Genomic DNA, 22,524 nt, shown 5'->3' with positions numbered 1-22,524 from the left:
GAGCGGGGCGGGCGGGCGTGAGCGTTCCCGTCTTCCTGTCCGATGCCCTGGACGGCCCCGAGCTGGTGCTCGACGGCCCCGAAGGGCGCCACGCCGCCGCCGTGCGCCGGTTGCGCGCCGGTGAGCGGGTGGATCTGACCGACGGCGCCGGCGCGGTCGCCGAGTGCGTCGTGCGCGAGGCGCTGAAGGACTCCCTGCGGCTGGACGTGGTCGGACGCCACGACGTGCCGGCCCCCCGGCCCCGGATCGTGGCCGTGCAGGGCCTGCCGAAGGGCGAACGCGGCGAGCTGGCCGTCGAGATGATGACCGAGGCTGGCGTGGACGTGATCGTCCCGTGGTCCGCCTCCCGCAGCATCACGCAGTGGAAGGGCGACCGGGCGGCCAAGGCCCTGGCCCGCTGGCGCTCCACGGCCCGCGAGGCCGGCAAGCAGGCCCGCCGCTTCCACCTGCCCGAGGTGACCGAGCCGGCGTCCACGGCTCAGGTGGAGAAGCTGCTGCGCGCCGCGGCCCTGGCCCTGGTGCTGCACGAGGAGGCCGCCGAGCCGCTGTCGCGCCTGGAGGTCCCGGCCGGCGGCGACATCGTCATGGTCGTGGGGCCGGAGGGCGGGGTCGCGGACGAGGAGGTGGCCCGGTTCAGGGCGGCCGGCGCCGTGCCGGTGCTGCTCGGGCCGACGGTGCTGCGCACCTCGACGGCCGGGGTGGCGGCGGCCTCGGTGCTCATGGCCCGCACCGGCCGCTGGTGACCGCCTGAAGCCAGCGGTGCCCGGAGGCAACGGTGCCTGAAGCCAGCGGCGCCTGAAGCCAGGAGCGCCTGAAGCGTTTACTGCGGCGCGATCGGCTGGGTCTCCAGGATCGTGGTGACGGCCTGGGTGGGCTGCGTCGGCTGCGGCTCGTCGCTCGGGCAGTCGTCGGCCGGGCACGCGACGACCGTCGGCGTCGCGTCCGTCACCGTGAGGGACGGGGTGGGCGTCGGGGACGGCGTCACGTCAGGGCAGTCGTCGCCCCGCGTGGCCGGCACGTCGGCCGTCGAGGCGCACGGGGTCGGGGACGGGGTCGGGGTCGGGCGCGACGGCTTGCTGGTGGACCGCGCGGTCTCGGGGATGCGCCGGGGCGGCCGGGTCGTGGGATCCGGCACCACCACGACCTCGCGCGGCTCGCTGCGCTGCGGCGGCTCGGGCGACACGGCCCGGGTGGTGGAGGAGCCGGCGGGCGGCGTGGAGGTGCTGCGCACGTCCTGCACGGTCTCGCGCAGCACCTGCTGGCGCAGGTCGGGCACCACCATGACGATCGTGCCGGCCACCAGCACGGCGCTGGCGGCGGCGGCGCCGGCGCGCCACCAGAACAGGTTGCGGACCCCGCGCCGCTCGATGCGGGCGCGGATGACCTCCAGTCCGTCCGGCGAGGGCACGACCGTGTCCGCCTCCGCGCGGAGCACACGGCGCAGTACGTCGCCGTACTCGTCGGGGGGCTGGGTCATGACATCTTCTCCAGGACGGAACGCAAAGCGGCCATGCCACGTGCGGTGTGGCTCTTGACCGCTCCCTTGCTGATGCCCATGGCGTGGGCGATCTCAGCCTCGGACAGGTCACCGTAGTAGCGAAGGACGAGCGCCTCTCTCTGACGTGCCGGCAGGGCCCGCAGCGCCTCGATCACGGCCGAGCGTTCGAGCTCGCCGATCGCGCCGTTCTCGGCGCTCGGGGCGTCGGGCAGACCTTTGGGAGCATACTTCTCGACGACCGCGCGGTGGCGCAGCACGGATCGGGAACGGTTGACGACGGACTGACGCAGGTAGGCGAGTGCCTTGTCCGGGTCGCGCAGCCTGCGCCAGGCGCCGTGGATGGCGACGAACGCGTCCTGCACGACCTCCTCGGCGGTCGCCATGTCGCGGACGAGCAACACGGCGAGACGCACCAACGACCGGAAGTGCGCGCTGTAGAGCGCGGTCACGGCCATGTCGGCGTCCCACCCGACCGGCACCGCCCCTAACGACCTGTCGGCCAGAAGGGTCTCGGTGGTCACCTCATGAGGACGCGCGGCCTTCCGAGAGGGTTTACGTTCCTTGAAGGGCATTACCCAGTCGTGTCCTCGCCAGGTGGCCGTGCCCGACCCCGATATGTCCTGCTGTGCTTGAAGTCTCGCACACCCACCCTAACCGCGAGGATCTTCCCTTGCACGGCGCGCTCGGTCACCGATTCGCAACGGGTTCCTGGATGTCGGGAACGGTCCAGGTGGGCCCATCGCGGTGAAGGGCACGGGCCGTCTCGGTAGGGTGAGCGGGTGACCGACTGCCTCTTCTGCAAGATCGTCGCCAAGGAGATCCCGGCCGAGGTCGTCCTGGAGACCGACCGGGCGCTCGCGTTCCGCGACGTCAACCCGCAGGCCCCGACCCACGTGCTGGTCGTCCCCAAGGAGCACCACGCCGACGCGGCGGCGCTGGCCGCGGCCGACGACGGGCTGGCCGACGACGTCCTCAAGGCCGCGCACGCCGTGGCCGTCCAGGAGGGCGTGGCCGGCACCGGCTACCGCGTGGTCTTCAACACCGGCCCCGGCGCGGGCCAGACGGTCTTCCACGTCCACGCGCACGTGCTCGGGGGCCGCGACCTGACCTGGCCGCCCGGCTGACGGCGGCCGGCTGATATTGGCGAGAACGGTTCGCGTGGGCCCGGCTACCATGGGCGAAGAAGCACACACGAACAGACCGGGAGGCATCAGGCCGCTGGCCTGCCCATGTCCGAACTACACGAAACCCGCCGGACCGCACCTCCGACGCGCACACAGGCCAAGGTGCTGATTCCGGACGAATACCCGATGGTCAGCCTCCTGGGCTCCCGTGACGAGCTGCTGCGTGTCATCGAGGGCGCCTTCCGGGCCGACATCCACGTCCGAGGAAACGAGATCACCGTCACCGGCAGCCCCGACGAGAGCGGGGCCGTGGTGCGGCTGTTCGAAGAGCTCGTCGAAGTGCTCAGGAGCGGCGGCGAGCTCACGCCCGACGCGGTCGAGCGGAGCATCGCCATGCTGCGCATGACCTCCGACCGGCCGGCCGAGGTGCTCTCCCTCGACATCCTCTCCTCGCGCGGCCGGACGATCCGGCCCAAGACCGTCAACCAGAAGCGCTACGTCGACGCGATCGACAAGCACACGATCGTGTTCGGGATCGGTCCGGCCGGCACCGGCAAGACCTATCTCGCCATGGCCAAGGCCGTGCGGGCGCTCCAGGAGAAGCGGATCAACCGGATCATCCTCACCCGTCCCGCCGTCGAGGCGGGCGAGCGGCTGGGCTTCCTGCCGGGCACGCTGTACGAGAAGATCGACCCCTACCTCCGGCCGCTGTACGACGCGCTGCACGACATGCTCGACCCCGACACCATCCCCAAGCTGATGGCGGCGGGCACGATCGAGGTCGCGCCGCTGGCGTACATGCGGGGCCGCACCCTCAACGACGCCTTCATCATCCTCGACGAGGCCCAGAACTCCTCCGCCGAGCAGATGAAGATGTTCCTGACCAGGCTCGGCTTCAACTCCAAGATCGTGGTGACCGGCGACGTGACCCAGGTGGACCTGCCGACGGGCACCACCAGCGGGCTGCGCGTCGTGCAGGAGATCCTCGACGGCATCGACGACATCCACTTCGCCCGCCTGACCAGCGCCGACGTGGTGCGCCACAAGCTGGTCAGCGAGATCGTCGACGCCTACGGGCGCTACGACGCCCTTCAGGAGGCGGCCGGGCCCGCCAAGCCGATCCAGCACCGGGGTAAGCGGCGATGAGCATCGAGATCAACAACGAGTCGGGCGTCGAGGTCGACGAGGAGAACATCGTCCGCCTCGCCGCCCACGTGCTCGGCGAGATGGGCGTCAACCCGCTCGCCGAGATGTCCATCATGGTGGTCGACGAGAACGCCATGGCGGAGCTGCACGAGAAGTGGATGGGCGAGCCCGGTCCCACGGACGTCCTCGCCTTCCCCATGGACGAGCTGCGCCCGGGCGGCGGGGCGCGCGGCGACGGCGACGCGCCCGCCGACCCGGCGCTGCTCGGCGACGTGGTGCTCTGCCCGCAGGTCGCGGCCCGGCAGGCCGAGGAGGCCGGCCACACCACCCGCGACGAGCTGGAGCTGCTGTGCACGCACGGCATCCTGCACCTGCTGGGCTACGACCACGCCGAGCCGGAGGAGCACAAGGAGATGTTCGGCCTGCAGGCCCAGCTCCTTGAGGCGTGGCAGGAGGTGCGCGACCCGCGGTGAACGCCTGGTTGCCCCTGGCCATCGCGCTCGTGGTGATCGGTGGCCTGATCGCCAGCGCGGAGACGGCTCTGACCCGCATCTCACGGGTGCGGGCGGAGGAGTTCGTGCGCGAGGGCAGGCGCGGCGCCGTGCGGCTGCAGGCCATCGTCACCGACCCGCCGCGCTACCTCAACCTGCTCCTGCTGCTCAGGCTGAGCTGCGAGCTGGTCGCCACGGTGATCGTCACCCTGCTGAGCATCGGCCGGCTGGGCGACCAGGGATGGGCGTACGTGACGGCCGCCGCCGTCATGATCGTGGTCAGCTACGTGATCGTCGGCGTCTCGCCGCGCACCCTGGGCCGCCAGCACGCCGAGCCCATCGCGCTGGCCGGGGCGCCGATCGTCTACGGGCTGACCCGGATCTTCGGCCCGCTGCCCAAGCTGCTCATCCTGCTGGGCAACGCGCTGACCCCCGGCAAGGGGTTCCGCGAGGGCCCGTTCACCTCCGAGGCCGAGCTGCGCGACCTGGTCGACCTGGCCGAGGAGCGCCGGGTCATCGAGCCGGACGAGCGCGAGATGATCCACTCGGTGTTCGAGCTGGGTGACACGCTGGTGCGCGAGGTCATGGTGCCGCGTACCGACATGGTGTTCATCGAGCGCGGCAAGACGCTCAGCCAGGCTCTGTCGCTGGCGCTGCGCAGCGGCTTCTCCCGCATCCCCGTCGTCGGGGAGAACGAGGACGACGTCGTCGGCATCGCCTACCTCAAGGACATCATCCGCCGGGTGCACGAGTCGGGTCAGGACGGCGGCGGCGAGCGGATCGACTCGATCATGCGGCCGGCCACGTACGTGCCCGAGAGCAAGCCGATCGACCAGCTCCTGCGCGAGATGCAGGCGCGGCAGACCCACCTCGCGATCGTCATCGACGAGTACGGCGGCACGGCCGGGCTGGTCACGATCGAGGACGTCCTGGAGGAGATCGTCGGTGAGATCGCCGACGAGTACGACCAGGAGGCGCCCCGGGTCGAGCCCATGCCCGACGGGGCGCTGCGGGTCACCGCCCGCATGCCGGTGGACGAGCTGGGCGAGCTGTTCGACACGGAGATCGAGGTCGACGACGTCGAGACGGTCGGCGGGCTGCTGGCCCACGCGCTCGGCCGGGTGCCGATCGCCGGCTCGCAGGCGGAGGTGGCCGGGCTCCAGCTCACGGCCGAGAGCCTGGCGGGCCGCCGCAACCGCATCAGCACGGTCGTGGTCCGCCGGATCACGCGGCCGGAGGACGAGACCGTCCCGGCCTCCGCCGAGCAGCAGGACTGACCTCCGCCCCACCACGGCTGATGCCGGCGATCGCAGCGGTGCGGCATTTGTTGGCAGTTGTGGCAAGTGTTCTACAAGTCAGCTGCAAGCCGGGCGCCCCAGTCTGGTCTCGACGCCCAGTGCGGAGGGCGTCGAACGAGGGAAGCGTCCGAACGCCGGGTGGGGTTCGCGGCCGGAGGGCGCTCCCTGGGGGGTGGCAACGTCTCGATCATCCCGATCGCGGCGTTGCTTGGCGTAAGGGTGCTCTCGTCCGTAAAGCCGGACGAGAGCACCCTTACAGCGTTTGAGGCTTTATTGGTGACTGTGGTGGGTTGTCCAGTTCGACCCCCGGGGAGATCCGCGAGCGGAGGTAATCATGCGACGCGGACTGCGGATCATCGGGCTCACCACGGCCGCTGCGCTCCTGGCCGGATGTCTGGCGGCCTGCGAGGCGCGGAGGAGCGGCGGGCACGCCGGCACGTACACCACCTCGCGTGCCAGCGTCCGGTCGTCGGTGCGGCTGCACGCGCTGCTGGAACGGCCGCAGGCGCTGCCCGACGGGTTCTCCCCCCGGGCCGGCGCGGCGTGGCGGATGCCGGTCAAGGTGGCCGACCGGGACTGCCGCGCCGTCCTGGAGCCCGCGGGTGGCCGGGCGCCCCTGCGGGCGCTCACCGGGCAGGCGGCGGTCAGCTACCAGGGGGACGAGCTGGGCGAGCAGGTCGCCGTGGGCCTGGCCCGCTACGAGGGCTCCGAGGCCGGCAGCCACCTCGACGCGCTCGCCGGCTCGCTGGCCCAGTGCCGGACCGTGCGGGCGCCCGGCGGCACGCGGCTCCGGCTGCGCCCGCTGCCGGTCGAGGCGCCCGGCGACGAGGCCGTGAGCGCCCGGCTGCGCGGGAAGCTGCGCGGATACCCGTACACGATGGACGTGGTGCTCGCCCGCGCGGGCGACACGCTCGTCTCGATCGTGCACACCGGCATGGCGCGGCTGGAGCGGGAGAGCACCGAACGACTGGTCGGCGCCGTCCTGAAGATGGCCAGCGCCTAGTCTGGTGCCCGTGACTCTCGATCCCGAAGACAACAAGATCATCACTCTGGCCCGCGCCGCGCGCGCCCGCAACGGCTCCGCCGAGGGGGCCGCCGTGCGCGACGAGACGGGCCGCACCTACTCCGCGACCGACGTCGCGCTCTCCTCGCTGCGGCTGTCGGCCGTGCAGGTGGCCGTCGCGATGGCCGTCTCCAGCGGCGCGCGGTCCCTGGAGGCCGTCGCGCTCGTCACCGCCGGCGACGGGCCGGCCGCCGCCGACGAGGAGGTCGCGCGGGAGCTGGGCGTCAAGGCGCTGCTCGTGGCCGGCCCCGACGGCACCCTGCGGAGCTGACATGCCGATGTCGCCGTACCTCGCCGGGCTGCGCGCGAAGGTCGGCTCCGACCTGCTGTTGCTGCCGTCGGTGTGCGGGTGCGTGTTCGACGGGTCGGGGCGGCTGCTGGTGGCCCGCCACGGCGACGTCGGGCTGTGGGCGGCGCCCGGCGGCGCGCTCGACCCGGACGAACGGCCCGAGGAGGCCGTGGTCAGGGAGCTGCGTGAGGAGCTGGGCGTTGAGGTCGAGGTGCGCGGCGTGATCGGCGTGTACAGCGGCCCCGAGTTCCACGCCGTCTACCCCAACGGCCACCGGTGCCAGTACATGATCGCCGTGTACGGCTGCGCGCTCGCCTCCGGCGTCCCGGAGCCCGACGGCGACGAGATCACCGACTACCGGTGGGTCACCGAGGAGGAGCTGGCGGGGCTGACGATGACGCCGTGGTCGCCCCGCGTGCTGCCCGAGGTGTTCGCCTGGTGGCGCGGGCAGACCCGCTGATGGGCGACAATGCACTAGTGACCTCGCCAGACAACCATCGCGCCGGATTCGCCTGTTTCGTGGGAAGGCCCAACGTCGGCAAGTCCACGTTGATGAACGCCCTGGTGGGCACGAAGGTCGCGATCACCTCGTCCAAGCCGCAGACCACCCGCCGGGTCATCCGCGGCATCGTCCACCGGCCCGACGCGCAGATCGTCATCGTCGACACCCCCGGGCTGCACCGGCCGCGCACCCTGCTCGGCGAGCGGCTCGACAGCCTGGTGCTGTCCACGCTGACCGAGGTCGACGTCATCGGGTTCTGCGTGCCGGCCAACGAGCCGATCGGCAAGGGCGACCGGTTCATCGCCGACAAGCTCGCCGCCGTCAAGCGCACCCCGGTGGTCGCCGTGGTCACCAAGTGCGACCTGGCCACCAAGGAGCAGATCGCCGAGCAGCTCCTGGCGGTGTCGCAGGTCGCGGAGTTCGCCGCGATCGTGCCCGTGTCGGCCGAGCGGGGCGACCAGCTCGACGTGCTGGGCGACGTGCTGATCGAGCACCTGCCCGAGTCGCCGCCGCTCTACGAGGGCGGGCAGCTCACCGACGAGCCCGAGCAGGTGCTGGTGGGCGAGCTGATCAGGGAGGCGGCGCTGGAGGGCGTCCGCGACGAGCTGCCGCACTCGATCGCCGTGGTGGTCGACGAGATGCTGCCGCGCGAGGGCCGCGACGACCTGCTCGACATCTACGCCCACATGTTCGTCGAACGGCCGTCGCAGAAGGCCATCGTCATCGGGCACAAGGGCGAGCGGCTGCGCGACGTGGGCACGCGGGCCCGCAAGCAGATCGAGGCGCTGCTCGGCACCCGGGTCTACCTCGACCTGCGCATCAGCGTCGCCAAGGACTGGCAGCGCGACCCCAAGCAGTTGCGCCGGCTCGGCTTCTACGACTGATCGGCCTCTGCGACCGATCGGCCCCTGCGAGTGATCGGTCTCTGCGGCTGATCGGCGGGCCTTCGCGCCGCCGTCAGCGGGTCGCGGGGGAGCGGCGCGCGGCGGTCAGCACGGCGAACAGGACCAGCGCCAGCGAGCTGCCCAGCGCCGCGAACCACCCGTACCTGATGACCGGCCCCACCGACAGCATCCCGCCCAGGTCGAGCGAGACCCGGCCGGTCACGCCGCCCGGGTCGGCCGCGAACATCACCAGCAGCACGGTCGCGAACGCCCCCGGCAGCGCGGCGAGCGCGGCCACCCACGGGCGGCGGCCCAGCAGCCCCGCCACCCCGAGCGCCAGCGCCACCAGCCCCGCGACGAGGGTGCTGACGCCGAGCCCGGCGTCGACGCCCCGCACGTCACTGGTGAGACCGCCGCCGATGACGTCGCTCCTGGCCTCGATGCCGGCCCATGGCAGGACGGCGCAGATCACGAGCAGCGCCGCGGCCACGCTGGCGGCCAGCGCGTACCCGCGCCTGCCGCGTCCGACGGTGCCCGGCTGAAGGGGATCGGCCACACCGCCACCTTAGGACGGCGACGCCGCCCCGGCCAGGGCGATGCGGGAGATGCGCCGAGCGCCGGCGAGGCCGGGCGAGGCTGCCCGCGAGGCCGGGAGAGGCTGCCGCGAGGCCGGCAGGGGCAGCCCGCGGGTCTCAGGAGAGGCTGCCCGCCCACTCGCGCGCCGTGCGGACGATCTCCTCCAGGTGGCCGCTGTGGGCGCCGTGCCAGTACACCTGGCCGCACGTCCGGCACTGCCCGTACGCGTCGTAGCTGCGCCTCGTCCCCGCCTCCAGGCGCGCGGCGACCGCCTCCTTGTCGGCGGCGGTCAGCTCGCCGTTGCAGGCGGTGCAGCGCGTCCACGGCCGCAGGGGCGGCGCGAAGCGCTCCATCAGGTCGCGGAGCTGGTCCTGGGGCCGCGAGCCGCGCACGTACGCGCCGAGCCACAGGGCGCGGCGGCGCAGCAGGCCGCGGTCCTGGGTGAGCAGCACCCGCCGCTCCTCGTTGGCCTGGACGACGAGCGCCGGGTCGTCCATGTCGTTGTGGTAGGCCGCGTCGATGCCGAGCAGCCGCAGCCGCCGCGCCAGCGTGCCGAGGTGGACGTCCAGCAGGAACCGCGGCTCGCGGGGGAGCTGCTGGGGGCGCGGCACCGGGCCGACCTCGACGACCTCGCCGGCGGCGAGCTGGTGGGAGGGGCTCACGCCGCGGCCGTCGACGGTCATGGGGCCGACCTCGGTCAGGGGGATGCCGACCGACTCGACGTGGTGCCCGAGGGTGGAGCTGCCGTCCGGAGCCACCCGCTGCCACTCCTGGCGGCGGCTCACGGGCAGGAACATCCTCAGCTCCGGAGCGATCCGGAGAAGTGCGTCCCGTTGGGTCATATCTCTCATTCTGCGCGATTCGATAGCGTGAGATCGTGCCGATGTCCCGCCGCGCCTTCCTGGCGCTCACCGCGCTCGCGGCGACCGGCTGCGCGCCCGCCGAGGACGGGGAGCACACGATCCGGCTGGCGACCGGGCTCGCGGGCGGTCCGTACGAGGTGCTCGGCGACCGGTTCGCGGCCGAGCTGCGGCACGACGGCGTCGCGGTGCAGGTCATCAAGACGGCGGCCAGCGTGCAAAACCTCCTGATGCTCGCCGACGGCCGCGCCGACGTCGGCTTCTCGCTGGCCGACAGCGCCGACGACGCGGTGCGGGTACGCCACCAGCCCGTCTCGGCGCTGGCCCGGATGTACATGAACTACGTCCACCTGGTCGTCCGCCACGACTCGGCGATCTTCGAGCCGAAGGACCTGGCCAGACGGGTCGTGTCCATCGGCGCGGAGGGGTCGGGCACCGCGGTGACGGCCGCGCGCGTGCTGTCGGCGGCGGGCCTGCCCAGCACAGGGACGCTCCGGCTCGGGCTGGACGCCTCCATCCTGGCGCTGCGCGAGGGGGACGTCGACGCGTTCTTCTGGTCGGGCGGCGTCCCGACCCCGGCGCTCGCCGCGACCGAGGGCATCAGACTGGTCCCGCTGGAGTCGCTGGTGCCGGTGCTGCGCCGCACGTACGGGCCGGTCTACGAACCGGCGGACGTCCCGGCCGGCGTGTACGCGGGGACGCTGCCCGTGCCGACCGTCGGCACCCCGAGCTACCTGATGTGCCGCCGCGACCTGGCCGAGGACGCCGCCTACACCGTCACGGAGACGCTCTTCCGCGCCCGCGACCGGCTCCAGGCCCCCTCGGCGCCCGGGGGGCGGCTGGACAAGAGGTACGCCATCGGGACCGGCATCGTCCCGCTCCACCCGGGCGCGGCCCGCTACTACCGCTCGGTCTACGGCTGACCGGGCCACGGCTGGGCGCTCAGTCACCCGCGTACTGCTCGGGCAGGCGCAGCTCCACCACCAGGCCGTGGGGGTCGGCCGACAGCAGCGACAGCGTCGCCCCGCACGCCTTGGCCAACTCGGCGGCGATCGCCAGCCCGAGCCCGCTGCCCGGCACGTTGGCGTGGCTGACCGAGCGCCAGAAGCGGCCGAGCGCGTCGGCCCGCTCCTCCTCGGCGAGCCCCGGCCCGTCGTCGGCGACGCGCAGCACCCCGTCGTGCAGGCTGACCGTGACCTTGCCGCCCGGCGGCACGAACTTCTGGGCGTTGTCGAGGGCGATGTCGGCGATCCTCGCCGCCGCCTCCGGCACGACCGACATCTCCGGTACGTCCATGTCGAGGGTGATGTCCTTGGCCGCGTACACCTCGCGCCACACCCCGAGCCGGGGCGCCAGCTCGACCTCCTTGTCGTCGGCGATCGCGCCCGCCTCCACCCGGGCCAGCGCCAGCAGGTCCTCGACCAGCACGGCCAGCCGGTCCAGCTCGGCCATGGCCTCCTCGAACTCGGCCGAGCCCTCGTCGCGCAGGTGCGGCTCCAGGTTCTCCAGCCGCAGCCCGAGCACGGTCAGCGGCGTGCGCAGCTCGTGGGAGGCGTCGGCGACGAAGGCCCGCTGCCGCTCCATCGCCCCCGACAGGGCGTCGGCCATCGCGTTGAACCGCTCCTCCAGCCGCCGCAGCTCCGTGGGGCCGACGCCGGGATGGGCGCGGGCGTCCAGATGGCCCTCGGCGATGGCCCGCGTCGTGCGGTCCAGCTCGGTGACCGGCCGCAGGATCCAGCGGGCCAGCCGGCGCGCCGCCAGCACGCCGTAGGCCAGCGCGATCAGCGACCCGAGCGCCAGCGCGCCCCACACCATCCCGACGTCCAGCCGGGCCTGGTCGGTGCGGGCCTGGATGAGCACCGCGCCCGAGAGCTGGGCGTCGCGGCCGGCCGGCTCGGCCAGCAGCACGGTGGCCGGGCCGAACGGGTCGACCATGGGCAGGTCCTCGGTGGTGCGGCCGGACAGCGCGAGCCGGGTGGGCTCGGTGTCGTCGGCCTCGAACCGGCCGGCCGTGACGAGCACGCGACCGCCCCGGTCGCGCACCCGCACGGCCGCGCCGTACAGCTCGGCGTAGCGGACCACCTCGGAGGTCAGGCTCGTGTGGTCGCCCTCGCGGGCCGCCTGGTCGGCCAGCTCCGCGAAGCGGGTGGCGTCGGCGCGGCGGTCCAGCAGCAGCCGGTTGGTGCGGTGGGAGGCGTAGGAGAGGGCCAGGGGCACGGCCAGCGCCGTGATGAGGATCGCGATCAGCGTGGTGAACGTGATCACCAGGCGGGAGTTCACGTGCCGGAGCCCAGGCGGTAACCCGTGCCGCGCAGCGTCTCGACCAGGCCGGGCCGGCCGGTCTTCGAGCGCAGGCCCGCGACGTGGACGTCGAGCGAGCGCGACGCCGACAGCAGCGGATCGCCCCAGACCTCGTCGAGGATCTCCTCGCGGCTGCGCACCACGCCCGGCTCGCGGGCCAGCAGGGCCAGCACGTCGAACTCGCGCCGGGTCAGGGTCACCGCCGCCCCCGCCACGGTGACCTGGCGGGCGACGAGGTCGATGCGGACGTCGCCGACGCTCACCACCTGCCCGCGGTCGGGCATCGGCCGGGTGCCGCGCCGCACGACGGCCTCCATCCTGGCCATCAGCTCCACCGTGCGGAACGGCTTGACCAGGTAGTCGTCGGCGCCCGAGCGCAGCCCGCGCAGCACCTCGCGCTCCTCGGTCCGGGCGGTGACCACGATCACCGGGACCGCCGACACGCGGCGCAGGCGGCGCAGCACGTCGAGACCGTCCATGTCGGGCAGGCCCAGATCCAGCAGGACGAAGTCGACGCCCCCCGCGAGGCGGAGGGCGTCGACTGCCAGCCCCGCCCGCGCGACCTGGTGGCCGTGGCGGGCGAGGGCCGTGGTGAGCGCGGAGGCGAGCCGATCGTCGTCTTCGACCAGGAGAACTCGCATGTCGCCCAGACTAGAGGCGAATCGGGACCGATTCCGCTTCGCCGGCCTTCTGCTCGGAGCGGCTGAGGGCGGCGTCGCGGGTCTCGCGCATGGTCAGGTACACGGCCAGGGACACCGCGGCGCAACCGGAGACGTACCAGTAGAAGCCGGACTCGATGCCGCTGGACTTGAACCACAGGGCCACGTACTCGGCGGTGCCGCCGAACAGGGCGTTGGCGATGGCGTACGGCAGGGCCACGCCGAGCGCCCGGATGTTGGTCGGGAACAGCTCCGCCTTCACCACCGCGTTGATCGAGGTGTAGCCGGTGATGATGATCAGGCCGACCAGCGAGAGGATGAAGCCGCCGAGGAAGCCGTTCACGCTGCCCAGCGCGGTCATGAGGGGCACGGTGCCGAGCAGCGAGCCGATGCCGAAGGTGATGAGCAGCGGCCGGCGGCCGATGCGGTCCGACAGCGAGCCGGCGAGCGGCTGGATGAGCATGAAGACGAACAGCGCGCAGAAGCTGATCAGCGTGGCGGTCTGCTTGGGCAGGTGCGCGGTGTTGACCAGGTACTTCGTCATGTAGGTCGTGTAGGTGTAGTACGCGACCGTGCCGCCCATGGTGAGGGCGATGACGAGCAGCGCCTCCTTCTTGTGCGCCATCAGGGCCTTGATGGTGCCGCGGTTCTTGTTGCCGCCCTCGACCTCGCGCTCCTCCTCGTCGTACGCCTCGGTCTCCAGGAGGTTGCGCCGCAGGTAGAACACCACCGCCGCGCCGAGCGCGCCGATGACGAACGGGATGCGCCAGCCGTAGGACTTGAGGACCTCGTCCGACATGGTGTTCTGCAGGATGATCTGCAGGCCCAGGCCGACGAGCTGGCCGGCCGTCATCGAGACGTACTGGAAGCTGGAGGCCAGACCGCGCTTGCCGGGAGGCGTGGCCTCGGTGAGGTAGGTGGCGCTGGCGGCGTACTCGCCGCCGACCGACAGACCCTGCAGGAGGCGCGCGATCAGCAGGACGACGGCGCCGAGGAAGCCGACCGCCTCGTACGTCGGGGCGATGGCGATCAGCAGGGCGCTGGCCGACATCAGGGTGACCGTGAGCGTGAGCGCTGCCTTGCGGCCCTTCCGGTCGGCGTAACGGCCGAGCAGCCAGCCGCCGACGGGCCGCATGAAGAAGCCCACGGCGAAGATGCCGGCGGTGTTGAGCAGCTGCGCCGTCGCGTCGCCGTCAGGGAAGAAGGAGGCGGCGAAGTAGATCGCGAAGCTGCTGTAGACAAACCAGTCGTACCACTCGACCAGATTGCCGATGGAGCCGCCGACGACCGCCTTCCACGGCACCTTGGGTGTGCTCACTGGTGTACCTCCTGGGGGGAGTAGTTGCAGGCCAGAGCCTCGCCGCAGAAGGTTGTTCGAACAAGGGGAGGAGGCCGATATCTAACGCACGCTTAACATCGGGGCAACACGCACGTGACGGACGGCCCCCTCCCACCACGCCGGTGAGCAGGGGCTTCCTACTGGCGGTAGCCCTCGACCTCCGAGGCCGGGCGGGCGTTGGCGGCGTCCGGGTCCTCGCCGGCGCCGCGGCGGGCGCGGCGCTGCCTCAGCAGGTCCCAGCACTGGTCCAGGGCGACCTCCAGCTCCTTGACGCGGGCGTTCTCCTCCTCGGAGGTGACCTCGCCCGCCGACAGCTTGCCGCGCAGCTCGTGCTCCTCGGTCACGAGGGCGCTGATCCGGCTCAGAATCTCGTCGTCACGCATGTCGGAGACTCTACTGAGTACGTGATAGAAAGCGCCCTATGTCTGGTATTGCGCTGGTAAGGAAGCCCGGGCCCCGGATCGCCGAGGGGCTCGTCACCCACATCGAGCGCGAACCCGTCGACCCCGAGCGCGCCCTCGTCCAGCACGAGGCGTACGTGGCCGCCCTCGCCGCCGCCGGCTGGACGCCCGTCCACGTCGAACCGGCCGACGACCTGCCCGACGCGCCGTTCGTCGAGGACACCGTCGTGGTCTGCGGGCGGCTGGCCGTGCTGACCCGGCCGGGCGCCCCCGAGCGGCGGCCGGAGGTGGCCGCGGTGGAGGAGGCGGTGCGGGGACTCGGCCTCAGCGCCGTGCGCGTCACCCGCCCCGGCACGCTGGACGGCGGCGACGTCCTCCAGGTGGGCCGCACCGTGTACGTCGGCCGCTCGTCGCGGACCAACGACGAGGGCATCGCCCAGCTCGCCGCGCTGCTGCCCGAACGGAAGGTGCGGCCGGTGGACCTCGACGGCGTGCTGCACCTCAAGTCCGCCGTCACCGCGCTGCCCGACGGCACCCTCATCGGCGACCCCGCCCGCCTCGGCCTCGCCGCCCTGCCCGAGCCCGCGGGCCTGCTCGAACCCGAGGAGGAGTCCGGCGCCCACGTCGTCCTGCTCGGCGGCGACCGCGTCCTCATGGCCGCCTCCGCGCCGCGCACCGCCGACCTGCTGGTGCGGCGCGGACTCGACGTGACGACCGTGGACATCTCGGAGTTCGAGAAGCTGGAGGGCTGCGTCACCTGCCTGTCCGTCCTCGTTCCCTGACATCTCAGCATCCGAGACGCGGGACGGTGCACGGCGAGACGTCTGGTAGCGTGCTTGACATGCTGCGCGGACTCCTTCTTAGCCGCCGCGGCGGGGGCCTCTAGGCCGGCTCCCTCGCCGCGGGGCGAGTCATGCGCGTCGGCCGTTCGTCATCGACCGACCGGGAGATCCCATCATGACCGCTCAGCAGCCCAGTTCCATGCCGTTCCATCGCTACCAGCCGTTCGAGCCGGTGCGCCTGACCGACCGCACGTGGCCCGACCAGGTGATCACCAAGGCCCCCCGCTGGTGCGCGGTCGACCTGCGCGACGGCAACCAGGCGCTCATCGACCCGATGGACGCCCACCGCAAGCTGCAGATGTTCGAGCTGCTCGTACGCATGGGCTTCAAGGAGATCGAGGTCGGCTTCCCGGCCGCCAGCCAGACCGACTTCGACTTCATCCGCAAGATCATCGACGAGGGGCGCATCCCCGACGACGTCGTCATCCAGGTCCTGACGCAGGCCCGCCCGGAGCTGATCGAGCGCACCTTCGAGGCGATCGAGGGCGCCCGGCAGGCCATCGTCCACCTGTACAACTCCACCTCCACGCTGCAGCGCCGGGTCGTCTTCGGCCAGGACAAGGACGGCATCACCGCGATCGCCGTCGAGGGCGCCAAGCTGGTCAAGAAGCTCGCCGACGCCACCGACGTCGACGTGTACTTCCAGTACTCCCCGGAGTCGTTCACCGGCACCGAGCTGGAGTACGCGGTCGAGGTGTGCGACGCCGTCAACGACGTGTGGCAGCCCACCCCCGACCGCAAGGTCATCATCAACCTGCCGGCCACCGTCGAGATGGCCACCCCCAACGTCTACGCCGACCAGATCGAGTGGATGCACCGCAACCTGCGCCACCGCGACTCGATCGTGCTGTCGCTGCACCCGCACAACGACCGGGGCAGCGCCGTGGCCGCCGCCGAGCTCGGCTACATGGCCGGCGCCGACCGCATCGAGGGCTGCCTGTTCGGCAACGGCGAGCGCACCGGCAACGTCTGCCTGGTCACGCTCGGCATGAACCTGTTCTCCCAGGGCGTCGACCCCGAGCTGGACTTCAGCGACATCGACGAGATCCGCCGCATCACCGAGTACTGCAACCAGCTGCCCGTCCACCCGCGCCACCCGTGGGGCGGCGAGCTGGTCTACACCGCCTTCTCCGGCTCCCACCAGGACGCCATCAAGAAGGGCTTCGAGCACCTGGAGCGGGACGCGCGGGAGGCGGGCGTGCCCGTCGACACGTTCACCTGGGCGGTGCCGTACCTCCCGATCGACCCCAAGGACATCGGCCGCACCTACGAGGCCGTCATCCGGGTCAACAGCCAGTCCGGCAAGGGCGGCGTCGCCTACATCATGAAGGCCGACCACCAGCTCGACCTGCCGCGCCGGCTGCAGATCGAGTTCTCCAAGGTCGTGCAGGCCCGCACCGACTCCGAGGGCGGCGAGATCAGCCCGGCCGCCATGTTCGAGATCTTCCAGGACGAGTACCTCCCCAACCCGGCCAACCGCTGGGGCCGCCTCGGCCTGATGGCGCACCGCCACGAGTCGGTGGCCGACGACGTCGACCGCATCAGCGCCGACGTGCGGGTCGACGGCGAGATCCGGGAGGTCACCGGCTCCGGCAACGGGCCCATCTCGGCCTTCATCGACGCCATCGCGCGCGTCGGCGTCCGGGTGCGCGTCCTCGACTACGTGGAGCACGCGCTCAGCGCCGGCTCCGACGCCAAGGCCGCCTCGTACGTGGAGTGCGAGGTGGACGGGCAGGTGCTGTGGGGCGTCGGCATCGACGCCAGCACCACGACCGCCGCCCTCAAGGCCGTGATCTCGGCCGTCAACCGCGCCTCCCGCTGACCCGGCGGGCCCGGCGTCCGGGCCCCGGCACGACCTGCCGGGCCCGGAGCCACTCGACCGCGCTCCCCGCGACCCCGGGGGAGGCGCGGTCGAGTCGTCTCCGGGGTCAGCCGCGGGTGAGCCCGATCATCGCGCCCAGGGCCCTCACCGAGTGGTCGAACGCCGGCCGCAAGTCCACGAAGGCGCCCTTGAACTGGCCGAACACCTCGAAGCTCACCCACCCGTACAGGGACGTCCACGCCGACAGGGCGCGCAGCAGCGCGTCGCCGGGCACCCCTGGCATGAGGTCGGCCAGGCTCGCCTCCGCCTCGCCCGCGAGCGCCGGATCGGCCTCGAAGGGGGTGGCGGGCGGTGTGAGCGCCCCGGCCCGCTGGGCGGCGGACAGGATCGCGCCGAACACCGTCAGGTCGCGCACCCTCGGCCCGATGGTGTCCTGCGGCGCCTGGTAGCCCGGCACGGGCGAGCCGTACAGCAGCGCGTACTCGTGGGGGTGGGCGAGCGCCCAGTCGCGTACGGCGTGGCACAGCGCCGCCCACCGGCCCGGGAAGTCGTCCTCGGGGGCGGCGGCGTCGGCGCGCTCCACGGCCTCGCCCAGCGCGTTGTAGCCGTCGATGATCAACGTGGTGAGCAGGTCGTCGCGGCTCGGGAAGTAGCGGTAGATCGCCGAGGACACCATCCCCATCTCGCGCGCCACGGCGCGCAGGGACAGGCCGCCGGCCCCCTCGGTGGCGAGCTGTCTGCGGGCGATCTCTACGATCTCCCTCGTCAGCTCGGCGCGGACGCGTTCTCTCGCGGTTCGGCTGGCTGTCATGTCCAGAACGCTACCAGAGCGGCGGCAGAAAACGAGAGCACCGCTCTTGACGACTGGCGCTCATATGAGAGAGCATTGCTCTCGTAAGCGAACGGGTAGTCACCGGAGGTCGAGATGCTCGCCACCCTCAAGGGCGCCAACGCGGTGCTGATGTTCATCCTGGAGCTGGGCGTGCTCGCCTCCGTGGCCTACTGGGGCTTCACGGTGAGCCCCAACTGGGCGATCAAGCTGCTCGCCGGCCTCGGCGGCCCGGCCCTGTTCATCGCCGTGTGGGCGCTGTTCGGCGCGGGCGGCGGCGCCAACGCCACGATCCCGCTCACCGGGATCGCCCGGGCGGTCCTGGAGATCGTCTGGTTCGGCGGCGGCGCGTTCTTCCTCTACGCCGCGGGCCGGGCGGCCCCGGCCGCCGTCTTCGCCCTGGTTTTCGTCGTCAACGCGGTCCTCCGCATCCTCTGGAAGCAGGTCTGATCATGGGCAAGCACATCGTCGTGGGCTCCGGCCAGGTCGGCGGCCACCTGGCCGCCCAGCTCATCGCGCGGGGCCACGACGTCACCGTCGTCACCCGCTCCGGCTCCGGCCCCGAGGGGGCCACCAGGGTGGCGGCCGACGTCACCGACCAGGCCAGGCTCACCGAGATCGCCAAGGGCGCCGACGTCCTCTACAACTGCGCCAACCCGGCCTACCACCGCTGGCTGACCGACTGGCCGCCGATGGCCGCCTCCTTCCTGGCCGCCGCCGAGGCCACCGGTGCCGTGTACGTCATGCTCGGCAACCTCTACGCCTACGGACCCGTCGACGGCCCGATGACCGAGGACCTGCCGCTCGCCTCCACCAGCCCCAAGGCGCGGGTGCGCGCCCGCATGTGGACCGACGCCCTGGCCGCGCACGAGGCGGGCCGCGTCCGGGTGAGCGAGGTGCGCGGCTCCGACTACTTCGGGCCCGGCGCCTCCGACCAGTCCTACCTGGGCGACCGGTTCATCGCCCCGCTGCGCGCCGGCAAGACCGTCTCGCTGGTCTGGCCCGCCGACGTCCCGCACAGCTGGACGTACCTGCCCGACGTCGCCGACGCGCTGATCGTGGCGGGCGCGGACGAGCGGGCGTGGGGGCGGCCCTGGCACGTGCCCACCGCCGAGCCGCTCACCTTCCGGCAGATCGGCGAGCGGATGGCGGCCGTCCTCGGCCGCCCGGCGCCGCGGATGAGCACGCTGCCGTGGCCCCTGGTGCGCCTCGCGGGCCTGGTCAACCCCATGGCCGGGGAGATGCGGCACATCCGCTACCAGTTCGTCGACCCCTTCGTGCTCGACTCCTCGGCGTTCCAGACCACGTTCGGCGTGCGTCCCACGCCGACGGACGAGGCGTTGCGGGCTACGCTCGCCGGATGAAGACAGCCGTGATCGGCCTGGGCGACATCGCCGAGAAGGCGTACCTGCCCGTGCTCGCCGCCCAGCCCGGAATCGACCTCCACCTCTGCACCCGCGACCGGCCGACCCTGGACCGGCTCGGCGACACCTATCGCGTCGCGGGCCGGTTCACCTCCGTCGGCGAGGTGATCGAGGCGGGCGTCGAGGCCGCCTTCGTCCACGCCGCCACGGCCGCGCACCGCGAACTGGTCGAACCGCTGCTCAAGGCCGGCGTCCACGTCTACGTCGACAAGCCGCTCGCCGACAACCTGCCCGACTGCGAGCACCTCGCCCGGGTGGCGCGCGCCGAGCGCCGCTCGCTGATGGTCGGCTTCAACCGCAGGTACGCCCCCGGCTACGTGGGCCTCGCGGCGCTGCCCCGGCACCTCGTCCTCATGCAGAAGAACCGCGCCGGCCAGGCGGACGATCCCCGGCGCACGGTGTTCGACGACTTCATCCACGTGGTGGACACGCTGCGCTTCCTCGCACCGGGCGAGGTCACCGGCACCGCGATCCGCACCCGCGTCGCCGGCGGCCTGGCCGAGCACCTCGTGCTGGAGCTGACCGGCGACGGGTTCACCGCGATCGGGACCATGTGCCGGGTCAGCGGCGCGGCCGAGGAGAGCTGCGAGGTCATGGGCGGCGGCGTCAAACGGCGGGTGGTCAACCTCGGCGACGTGATCGACTACACGCCCGGCGAGACGCTGGTGCGGCGGCCCGACTGGGTGCCGGTCGCCCGGCAGCGCGGCATCGAGCAGGCGTGCCTGGAGTTCCTCGACGCCGTGCGCGACGGGCGCCTGCTCACGGCCGACGACGCGCTCATCACCCACGCCATCTGCGAGGACATCGTGAGGCACGCCGCGGAGCACGGCACGATCTGATCCACGACCGGCCCGGGGACGAACGGCCGCTCGCCCGCCCACCTGCCGCCCGTCCGCCGCTCGGTCAGCCACCGGTCCGACTCGTCGAGCATCCGCCGGAACGCCCGGCCGCCGAGCCGCGTGAGCACGGTGAAACCGCGCGCATCGTGCAGCGGGCTGGAGGACGAGACGACGCCCGCCACCGCCCCGTCGTGCAGCACGGGGCCGCCGCTGCCGCCGTCGGGCGCGTGGCAGTTGCGGGTCACCAGCACCCCGGGCCCCCGGGCGGCGCCCTCGGCGGCGTCGCCCAGGCAGTGGTAGAGGTCCGTGCCCGGGTACCTGCGGCCCGCCGGATAGCCGAGCAGTTCCAGCCCGCGCAGCGAGGTGCCGTGCCGCGTGGGCAGCGTGCGCAGCCCGCGCCCGGTCACGTCCTCCAGCGCCGGGCCACGGCCGCCGACCCCGATCAGGCCGACGTCGTACGGGAGCTGGTCCACCGTGCCCGGCCCGGTGCGCCACCGCTCCGGCACCCACGTCCGCACGGCATGCCACACCCCGAGCGGCGGGCGGCCGCCCTGGAAGCCCGGCAGGAACGACACCTCCCGCAGCTTCCTGCCCTGGTCGTACAGGCAGTGGGCGGCCGTGAGCACCAGGCTCCGGCTGCGCGACCTGATCACCGCGCCGCCGCACAGCACCGTGCGGCCCGCGACCGGGTCGCGGGCCAGCACCAGCCCCGCCAGCCGCCGCTCCCCGGTGTAGGGCGGGGCGACGGGCGCGTACCCCAGCCGGTCGCCACCCGGCGTCAGGACCTGGCGCTGCGGGACGGAGCGCTGCGGAAGAGACCGCTGCGCCGTGACCTGCGTGCCGGGCACGACGGACGGGTGGAGGAGGGCGAGGGGCAGGGTGAGGGACAGCACCGACCTGAGCACGTCCCCCACCTTAGGTCCCCGATGATCAATGCCCTGACCTGCGACACCTGATGATCGGCGAGGTTTACCCAACCTAGGCGCGCCGCCGGGCGGGCTCGCTCAGGGGTACAGGCCGCGCACCCGGTGCGCCTCGGCGACCCGGTCCACGCCGATGACGTGCGCCGCCTGCCGCAGGGTCAGTCCCCGCTCGCCGGCCAGCGCGCGGACCTCGCCGTACGCGCTCTCCATGAGGTCGCGCAGCTTCAGCTCGACCTCGCCCGCGCTCCACGAGTACGCCTGCATGTTCTGCACCCACTCCAGGTACGACACGATCACCCCGCCCGCGTTGGCCAGGATGTCCGGGACGACCGTCGTGCCGGCGTCGGCGAGGATCTCGTCGGCCTCGGGCGTGGTGGGCCCGTTGGCGCCCTCCACGACGAGGCGGGCCCGGACGCGGGGCGCGTTGGCGGCGGTGATGACGTTCTCCAGCGCGGCCGGCACCAGCACGTCGACGTCCAGCTCCAGCAGGTCCTCGTGGGTCATGGCGTCGGCGTGCGGGTAGCCGAGCACGCCGCCCGACTCGTCGGCGTGGGCGCGCAGCGCGGCCACGTCGAGCCCGCCCGGCGCGTGGACGGCGCCCGAGGCGTCGGAGACCGCGACGACCACGCAGCCCGCGTCGGAGAGGTACTGCGCGGCCGGCGCGCCCACCTTGCCGAAGCCCTGCACGGCGACCGTCACGCCCTCGGGCGAGCGGCCCAGCGCGGCCAGGGCCGCGATCTGCACGCCGCGCGAGGTGGCGCCGGCCCGGCCGAGCGAGCCGCCCAGCGTCATCGGCTTGCCGGTGACCACCCCGGGCACCGAGTAGCCGGTGTTGACGCTGTAGGTGTCCATGATCCAGGCCATGGTCTGCTCGTCGGTGCCGACGTCGGGGGCCGGGATGTCCTTCTCCGGGCCGATCAGCGGCAGGATCTCGTTGACGTAGCGGCGGGTCAGCCGCTCCAGCTCGCGCGGGGTGAGGGCCCTCGGGTCCACGGCCACGCCGCCCTTGGCGCCGCCGTACGGGATGCCGACGAGGGCGCACTTCCAGGTCATCCACATCGCGAGGGCGGTGACCTCGTGGATGTCGGTGGCCGGGTGGAAGCGGATGCCGCCCTTGGCGGGGCCGCGCGAGATGTTGTGCTGCACGCGGAAGCCCTGGACGACGTCCATCTGGCCGTTCTCACGCCGCAGCGGGACCGAGACGGTCAGGGAGCGGCGCGGCGTGGCGAGCATCGTGCGCAGCCCGTCGTCGAGGCCGAGGTGCTCGGCCGCGTGGTGGAGCTGCCGGAGAGCGGAGTCGAGGGCCTGCAGGCCCGGGGTCGTGAGGTCGGACGGGATCGAGGCCGGTCTCGCGAGCGCCGGCGTCATTGACGGCACCATGACGGTCATGGAAGGAGTGCCTCCTGGTGTGTAC

Annotated in this window: 25 protein-coding genes; 15 read left to right on the top strand and 10 right to left on the bottom strand. The window is 72.7% G+C overall.

Translation table 11 applies throughout. The features are described from left to right. Nucleotides 1–17: 17 nt before the first annotated feature. Complete coding sequence (locus HT134_RS09405) at nt 18–743, top strand: 16S rRNA (uracil(1498)-N(3))-methyltransferase (protein ID WP_175599744.1); 726 nt, start codon at nt 18–20, stop codon at nt 741–743. Between the two features lie 77 nt (nt 744–820). Here HT134_RS09405 and HT134_RS09400 read toward each other — a convergent pair whose 3' ends face one another. Both HT134_RS09400 and HT134_RS09395 read right to left on the bottom strand, forming a co-directional pair. Beyond that, complete coding sequence (locus tag HT134_RS09400; RefSeq protein ID WP_175599743.1) at nt 821–1,477, bottom strand: hypothetical protein; 657 nt, start codon at nt 1,475–1,477, stop codon at nt 821–823. Beyond that, the gene (locus HT134_RS09395) at nt 1,474–1,953 is read right to left on the bottom strand and encodes a SigE family RNA polymerase sigma factor (RefSeq protein ID WP_175595049.1); all 480 of its coding nucleotides are present in this window, start codon (nt 1,951–1,953) and stop codon (nt 1,474–1,476) included. The genes HT134_RS09400 and HT134_RS09395 overlap by 4 nt, the downstream gene beginning before the upstream one ends. A 324-nt stretch (nt 1,954–2,277) precedes the next feature. Between HT134_RS09395 and HT134_RS09390 the strand changes: the two genes are divergently transcribed. The 8 genes from HT134_RS09390 (at nt 2,278) to era (ending at nt 8,295) form a co-directional block, all read left to right on the top strand. Further along, nucleotides 2,278–2,622, top strand: a complete 345-nt coding sequence (locus HT134_RS09390; RefSeq protein WP_175599742.1) for a histidine triad nucleotide-binding protein — start codon at nt 2,278–2,280, stop codon at nt 2,620–2,622. Between the two features lie 105 nt (nt 2,623–2,727). Further along, nucleotides 2,728–3,768, top strand: a complete 1,041-nt coding sequence (locus HT134_RS09385) for a PhoH family protein (RefSeq protein ID WP_175599741.1) — start codon at nt 2,728–2,730, stop codon at nt 3,766–3,768. Beyond that, entirely contained in the window at nt 3,765–4,241 is a 477-nt protein-coding gene (ybeY, locus tag HT134_RS09380; protein WP_175599740.1) for an rRNA maturation RNase YbeY, read from the top strand. Before HT134_RS09385 ends, ybeY begins: the two co-directional genes overlap by 4 nt. After that, entirely contained in the window at nt 4,238–5,536 is a 1,299-nt protein-coding gene (locus HT134_RS09375; RefSeq protein WP_175599739.1) for a hemolysin family protein, read from the top strand. Before ybeY ends, HT134_RS09375 begins: the two co-directional genes overlap by 4 nt. Before the next feature lie 355 nt (nt 5,537–5,891). Beyond that, nucleotides 5,892–6,560, top strand: a complete 669-nt coding sequence (locus HT134_RS09370; RefSeq protein ID WP_175599738.1) for a hypothetical protein — start codon at nt 5,892–5,894, stop codon at nt 6,558–6,560. 10 nt (nt 6,561–6,570) lie between these two features. Further along, a complete protein-coding gene (locus HT134_RS09365; RefSeq protein WP_175599737.1) occupies nt 6,571–6,891 on the top strand; it encodes a cytidine deaminase-like protein in 321 nt (106 codons plus the stop codon). Nucleotide 6,892: 1 nt separating this feature from the next. After that, entirely contained in the window at nt 6,893–7,369 is a 477-nt protein-coding gene (locus HT134_RS09360) for an NUDIX domain-containing protein (RefSeq protein ID WP_281387387.1), read from the top strand. Further along, on the top strand, nt 7,369–8,295 hold the full coding sequence (era, locus tag HT134_RS09355) for a GTPase Era (RefSeq protein ID WP_175600247.1): 927 nt from the start codon (nt 7,369–7,371) through the stop codon (nt 8,293–8,295). Before HT134_RS09360 ends, era begins: the two co-directional genes overlap by 1 nt. A gap of 73 nt (nt 8,296–8,368) precedes the next feature. On the opposite strand, the gene HT134_RS09350 is transcribed toward era, so the two are convergent. Together HT134_RS09350 and HT134_RS09345 are read right to left on the bottom strand one after the other, a co-directional pair. After that, nucleotides 8,369–8,851: a hypothetical protein gene (locus tag HT134_RS09350; protein WP_175599736.1), complete on the bottom strand. Its 483-nt coding sequence runs from the start codon at nt 8,849–8,851 to the stop codon at nt 8,369–8,371. Between the two features lie 136 nt (nt 8,852–8,987). Then, nucleotides 8,988–9,713, bottom strand: coding sequence for a Mut7-C RNAse domain-containing protein (locus HT134_RS09345; protein WP_376768075.1), 726 nt, complete (start codon nt 9,711–9,713; stop codon nt 8,988–8,990). A gap of 41 nt (nt 9,714–9,754) precedes the next feature. Here HT134_RS09345 and HT134_RS09340 point away from each other — a divergent pair, with 41 nt between their 5' ends. Next, nucleotides 9,755–10,654, top strand: coding sequence for a TAXI family TRAP transporter solute-binding subunit (locus tag HT134_RS09340; RefSeq protein ID WP_175600246.1), 900 nt, complete (start codon nt 9,755–9,757; stop codon nt 10,652–10,654). Nucleotides 10,655–10,673: 19 nt separating this feature from the next. On the opposite strand, the gene HT134_RS09335 is transcribed toward HT134_RS09340, so the two are convergent. The 4 genes from HT134_RS09335 to HT134_RS09320 form a co-directional block, all read right to left on the bottom strand. After that, nucleotides 10,674–12,011 carry a sensor histidine kinase gene (locus tag HT134_RS09335; RefSeq protein ID WP_175599734.1) on the bottom strand — a complete coding sequence of 446 codons (1,338 nt, stop codon included), beginning with the start codon at nt 12,009–12,011 and terminating at the stop codon, nt 10,674–10,676. Beyond that, complete coding sequence (locus HT134_RS09330) at nt 12,008–12,673, bottom strand: response regulator transcription factor (protein WP_175599733.1); 666 nt, start codon at nt 12,671–12,673, stop codon at nt 12,008–12,010. Before HT134_RS09330 ends, HT134_RS09335 begins: the two co-directional genes overlap by 4 nt. Before the next feature lie 10 nt (nt 12,674–12,683). Next, nucleotides 12,684–14,009, bottom strand: a complete 1,326-nt coding sequence (locus HT134_RS09325; RefSeq protein ID WP_175599732.1) for an MFS transporter — start codon at nt 14,007–14,009, stop codon at nt 12,684–12,686. 158 nt (nt 14,010–14,167) lie between these two features. Further along, nucleotides 14,168–14,413 carry a DUF2630 family protein gene (locus tag HT134_RS09320; protein ID WP_175599731.1) on the bottom strand — a complete coding sequence of 82 codons (246 nt, stop codon included), beginning with the start codon at nt 14,411–14,413 and terminating at the stop codon, nt 14,168–14,170. A 38-nt stretch (nt 14,414–14,451) separates the two neighbouring features. On the opposite strand from HT134_RS09320, the gene ddaH reads away from it, so the two are divergent. Together ddaH and leuA are read left to right on the top strand one after the other, a co-directional pair. Continuing rightward, complete coding sequence (gene ddaH, locus HT134_RS09315) at nt 14,452–15,213, top strand: dimethylargininase (RefSeq protein ID WP_175599730.1); 762 nt, start codon at nt 14,452–14,454, stop codon at nt 15,211–15,213. 175 nt (nt 15,214–15,388) lie between these two features. After that, entirely contained in the window at nt 15,389–17,095 is a 1,707-nt protein-coding gene (gene leuA / locus HT134_RS09310) for a 2-isopropylmalate synthase (RefSeq protein ID WP_175599729.1), read from the top strand. 106 nt (nt 17,096–17,201) lie between these two features. On the opposite strand, the gene HT134_RS09305 is transcribed toward leuA, so the two are convergent. Next, on the bottom strand, nt 17,202–17,906 hold the full coding sequence (locus HT134_RS09305) for a TetR/AcrR family transcriptional regulator (protein WP_175599728.1): 705 nt from the start codon (nt 17,904–17,906) through the stop codon (nt 17,202–17,204). 114 nt (nt 17,907–18,020) lie between these two features. Here HT134_RS09305 and HT134_RS09300 point away from each other — a divergent pair, with 114 nt between their 5' ends. From HT134_RS09300 to HT134_RS09290, 3 genes are read left to right on the top strand one after another with little or no spacing between them, the layout of a single operon-like run. After that, nucleotides 18,021–18,374, top strand: coding sequence for a YrdB family protein (locus HT134_RS09300; protein WP_175599727.1), 354 nt, complete (start codon nt 18,021–18,023; stop codon nt 18,372–18,374). 2 nt (nt 18,375–18,376) lie between these two features. Continuing rightward, on the top strand, nt 18,377–19,288 hold the full coding sequence (locus HT134_RS09295; protein WP_175599726.1) for an NAD-dependent epimerase/dehydratase family protein: 912 nt from the start codon (nt 18,377–18,379) through the stop codon (nt 19,286–19,288). Further along, on the top strand, nt 19,285–20,187 hold the full coding sequence (locus HT134_RS09290; RefSeq protein ID WP_175599725.1) for a Gfo/Idh/MocA family protein: 903 nt from the start codon (nt 19,285–19,287) through the stop codon (nt 20,185–20,187). The genes HT134_RS09295 and HT134_RS09290 overlap by 4 nt, the downstream gene beginning before the upstream one ends. Before the next feature lie 1,004 nt (nt 20,188–21,191). On the opposite strand, the gene HT134_RS09285 is transcribed toward HT134_RS09290, so the two are convergent. Next, complete coding sequence (locus HT134_RS09285; protein ID WP_175599724.1) at nt 21,192–22,499, bottom strand: Glu/Leu/Phe/Val family dehydrogenase; 1,308 nt, start codon at nt 22,497–22,499, stop codon at nt 21,192–21,194. Between the last annotated feature and the right edge of the window lie 25 nt (nt 22,500–22,524).

The sequence above is a fragment of the Nonomuraea rhodomycinica genome (assembly GCF_013363995.1).
Taxonomy (GTDB): domain Bacteria; phylum Actinomycetota; class Actinomycetes; order Streptosporangiales; family Streptosporangiaceae; genus Nonomuraea; species Nonomuraea rhodomycinica.
Note: the sequence above shows the minus strand (reverse complement) of the source record. Positions and strands in the feature narration are given on the sequence as shown.

Coding starts and splice junctions, on each gene's coding strand:
- HT134_RS09400 (WP_175599743.1), bottom strand. CDS start 1,477: ATGACCCAGCCCCCCGACGAGTACGGCGACGTACTGCGCCGTGTGCTC.
- HT134_RS09395 (WP_175595049.1), bottom strand. CDS start 1,953: ATGGCCGTGACCGCGCTCTACAGCGCGCACTTCCGGTCGTTGGTGCGT.
- HT134_RS09385 (WP_175599741.1), top strand. CDS start 2,728: ATGTCCGAACTACACGAAACCCGCCGGACCGCACCTCCGACGCGCACA.
- ybeY (WP_175599740.1), top strand. CDS start 3,765: ATGAGCATCGAGATCAACAACGAGTCGGGCGTCGAGGTCGACGAGGAG.
- HT134_RS09370 (WP_175599738.1), top strand. CDS start 5,892: ATGCGACGCGGACTGCGGATCATCGGGCTCACCACGGCCGCTGCGCTC.
- HT134_RS09360 (WP_281387387.1), top strand. CDS start 6,893: ATGCCGATGTCGCCGTACCTCGCCGGGCTGCGCGCGAAGGTCGGCTCC.
- era (WP_175600247.1), top strand. CDS start 7,369: ATGGGCGACAATGCACTAGTGACCTCGCCAGACAACCATCGCGCCGGA.
- HT134_RS09345 (WP_376768075.1), bottom strand. CDS start 9,713: ATGACCCAACGGGACGCACTTCTCCGGATCGCTCCGGAGCTGAGGATG.
- HT134_RS09340 (WP_175600246.1), top strand. CDS start 9,755: ATGTCCCGCCGCGCCTTCCTGGCGCTCACCGCGCTCGCGGCGACCGGC.
- HT134_RS09330 (WP_175599733.1), bottom strand. CDS start 12,673: ATGCGAGTTCTCCTGGTCGAAGACGACGATCGGCTCGCCTCCGCGCTC.
- HT134_RS09320 (WP_175599731.1), bottom strand. CDS start 14,413: ATGCGTGACGACGAGATTCTGAGCCGGATCAGCGCCCTCGTGACCGAG.
- ddaH (WP_175599730.1), top strand. CDS start 14,452: ATGTCTGGTATTGCGCTGGTAAGGAAGCCCGGGCCCCGGATCGCCGAG.
- leuA (WP_175599729.1), top strand. CDS start 15,389: ATGACCGCTCAGCAGCCCAGTTCCATGCCGTTCCATCGCTACCAGCCG.
- HT134_RS09305 (WP_175599728.1), bottom strand. CDS start 17,906: ATGACAGCCAGCCGAACCGCGAGAGAACGCGTCCGCGCCGAGCTGACG.
- HT134_RS09300 (WP_175599727.1), top strand. CDS start 18,021: ATGCTCGCCACCCTCAAGGGCGCCAACGCGGTGCTGATGTTCATCCTG.
- HT134_RS09295 (WP_175599726.1), top strand. CDS start 18,377: ATGGGCAAGCACATCGTCGTGGGCTCCGGCCAGGTCGGCGGCCACCTG.
- HT134_RS09290 (WP_175599725.1), top strand. CDS start 19,285: ATGAAGACAGCCGTGATCGGCCTGGGCGACATCGCCGAGAAGGCGTAC.
- HT134_RS09285 (WP_175599724.1), bottom strand. CDS start 22,499: ATGACCGTCATGGTGCCGTCAATGACGCCGGCGCTCGCGAGACCGGCC.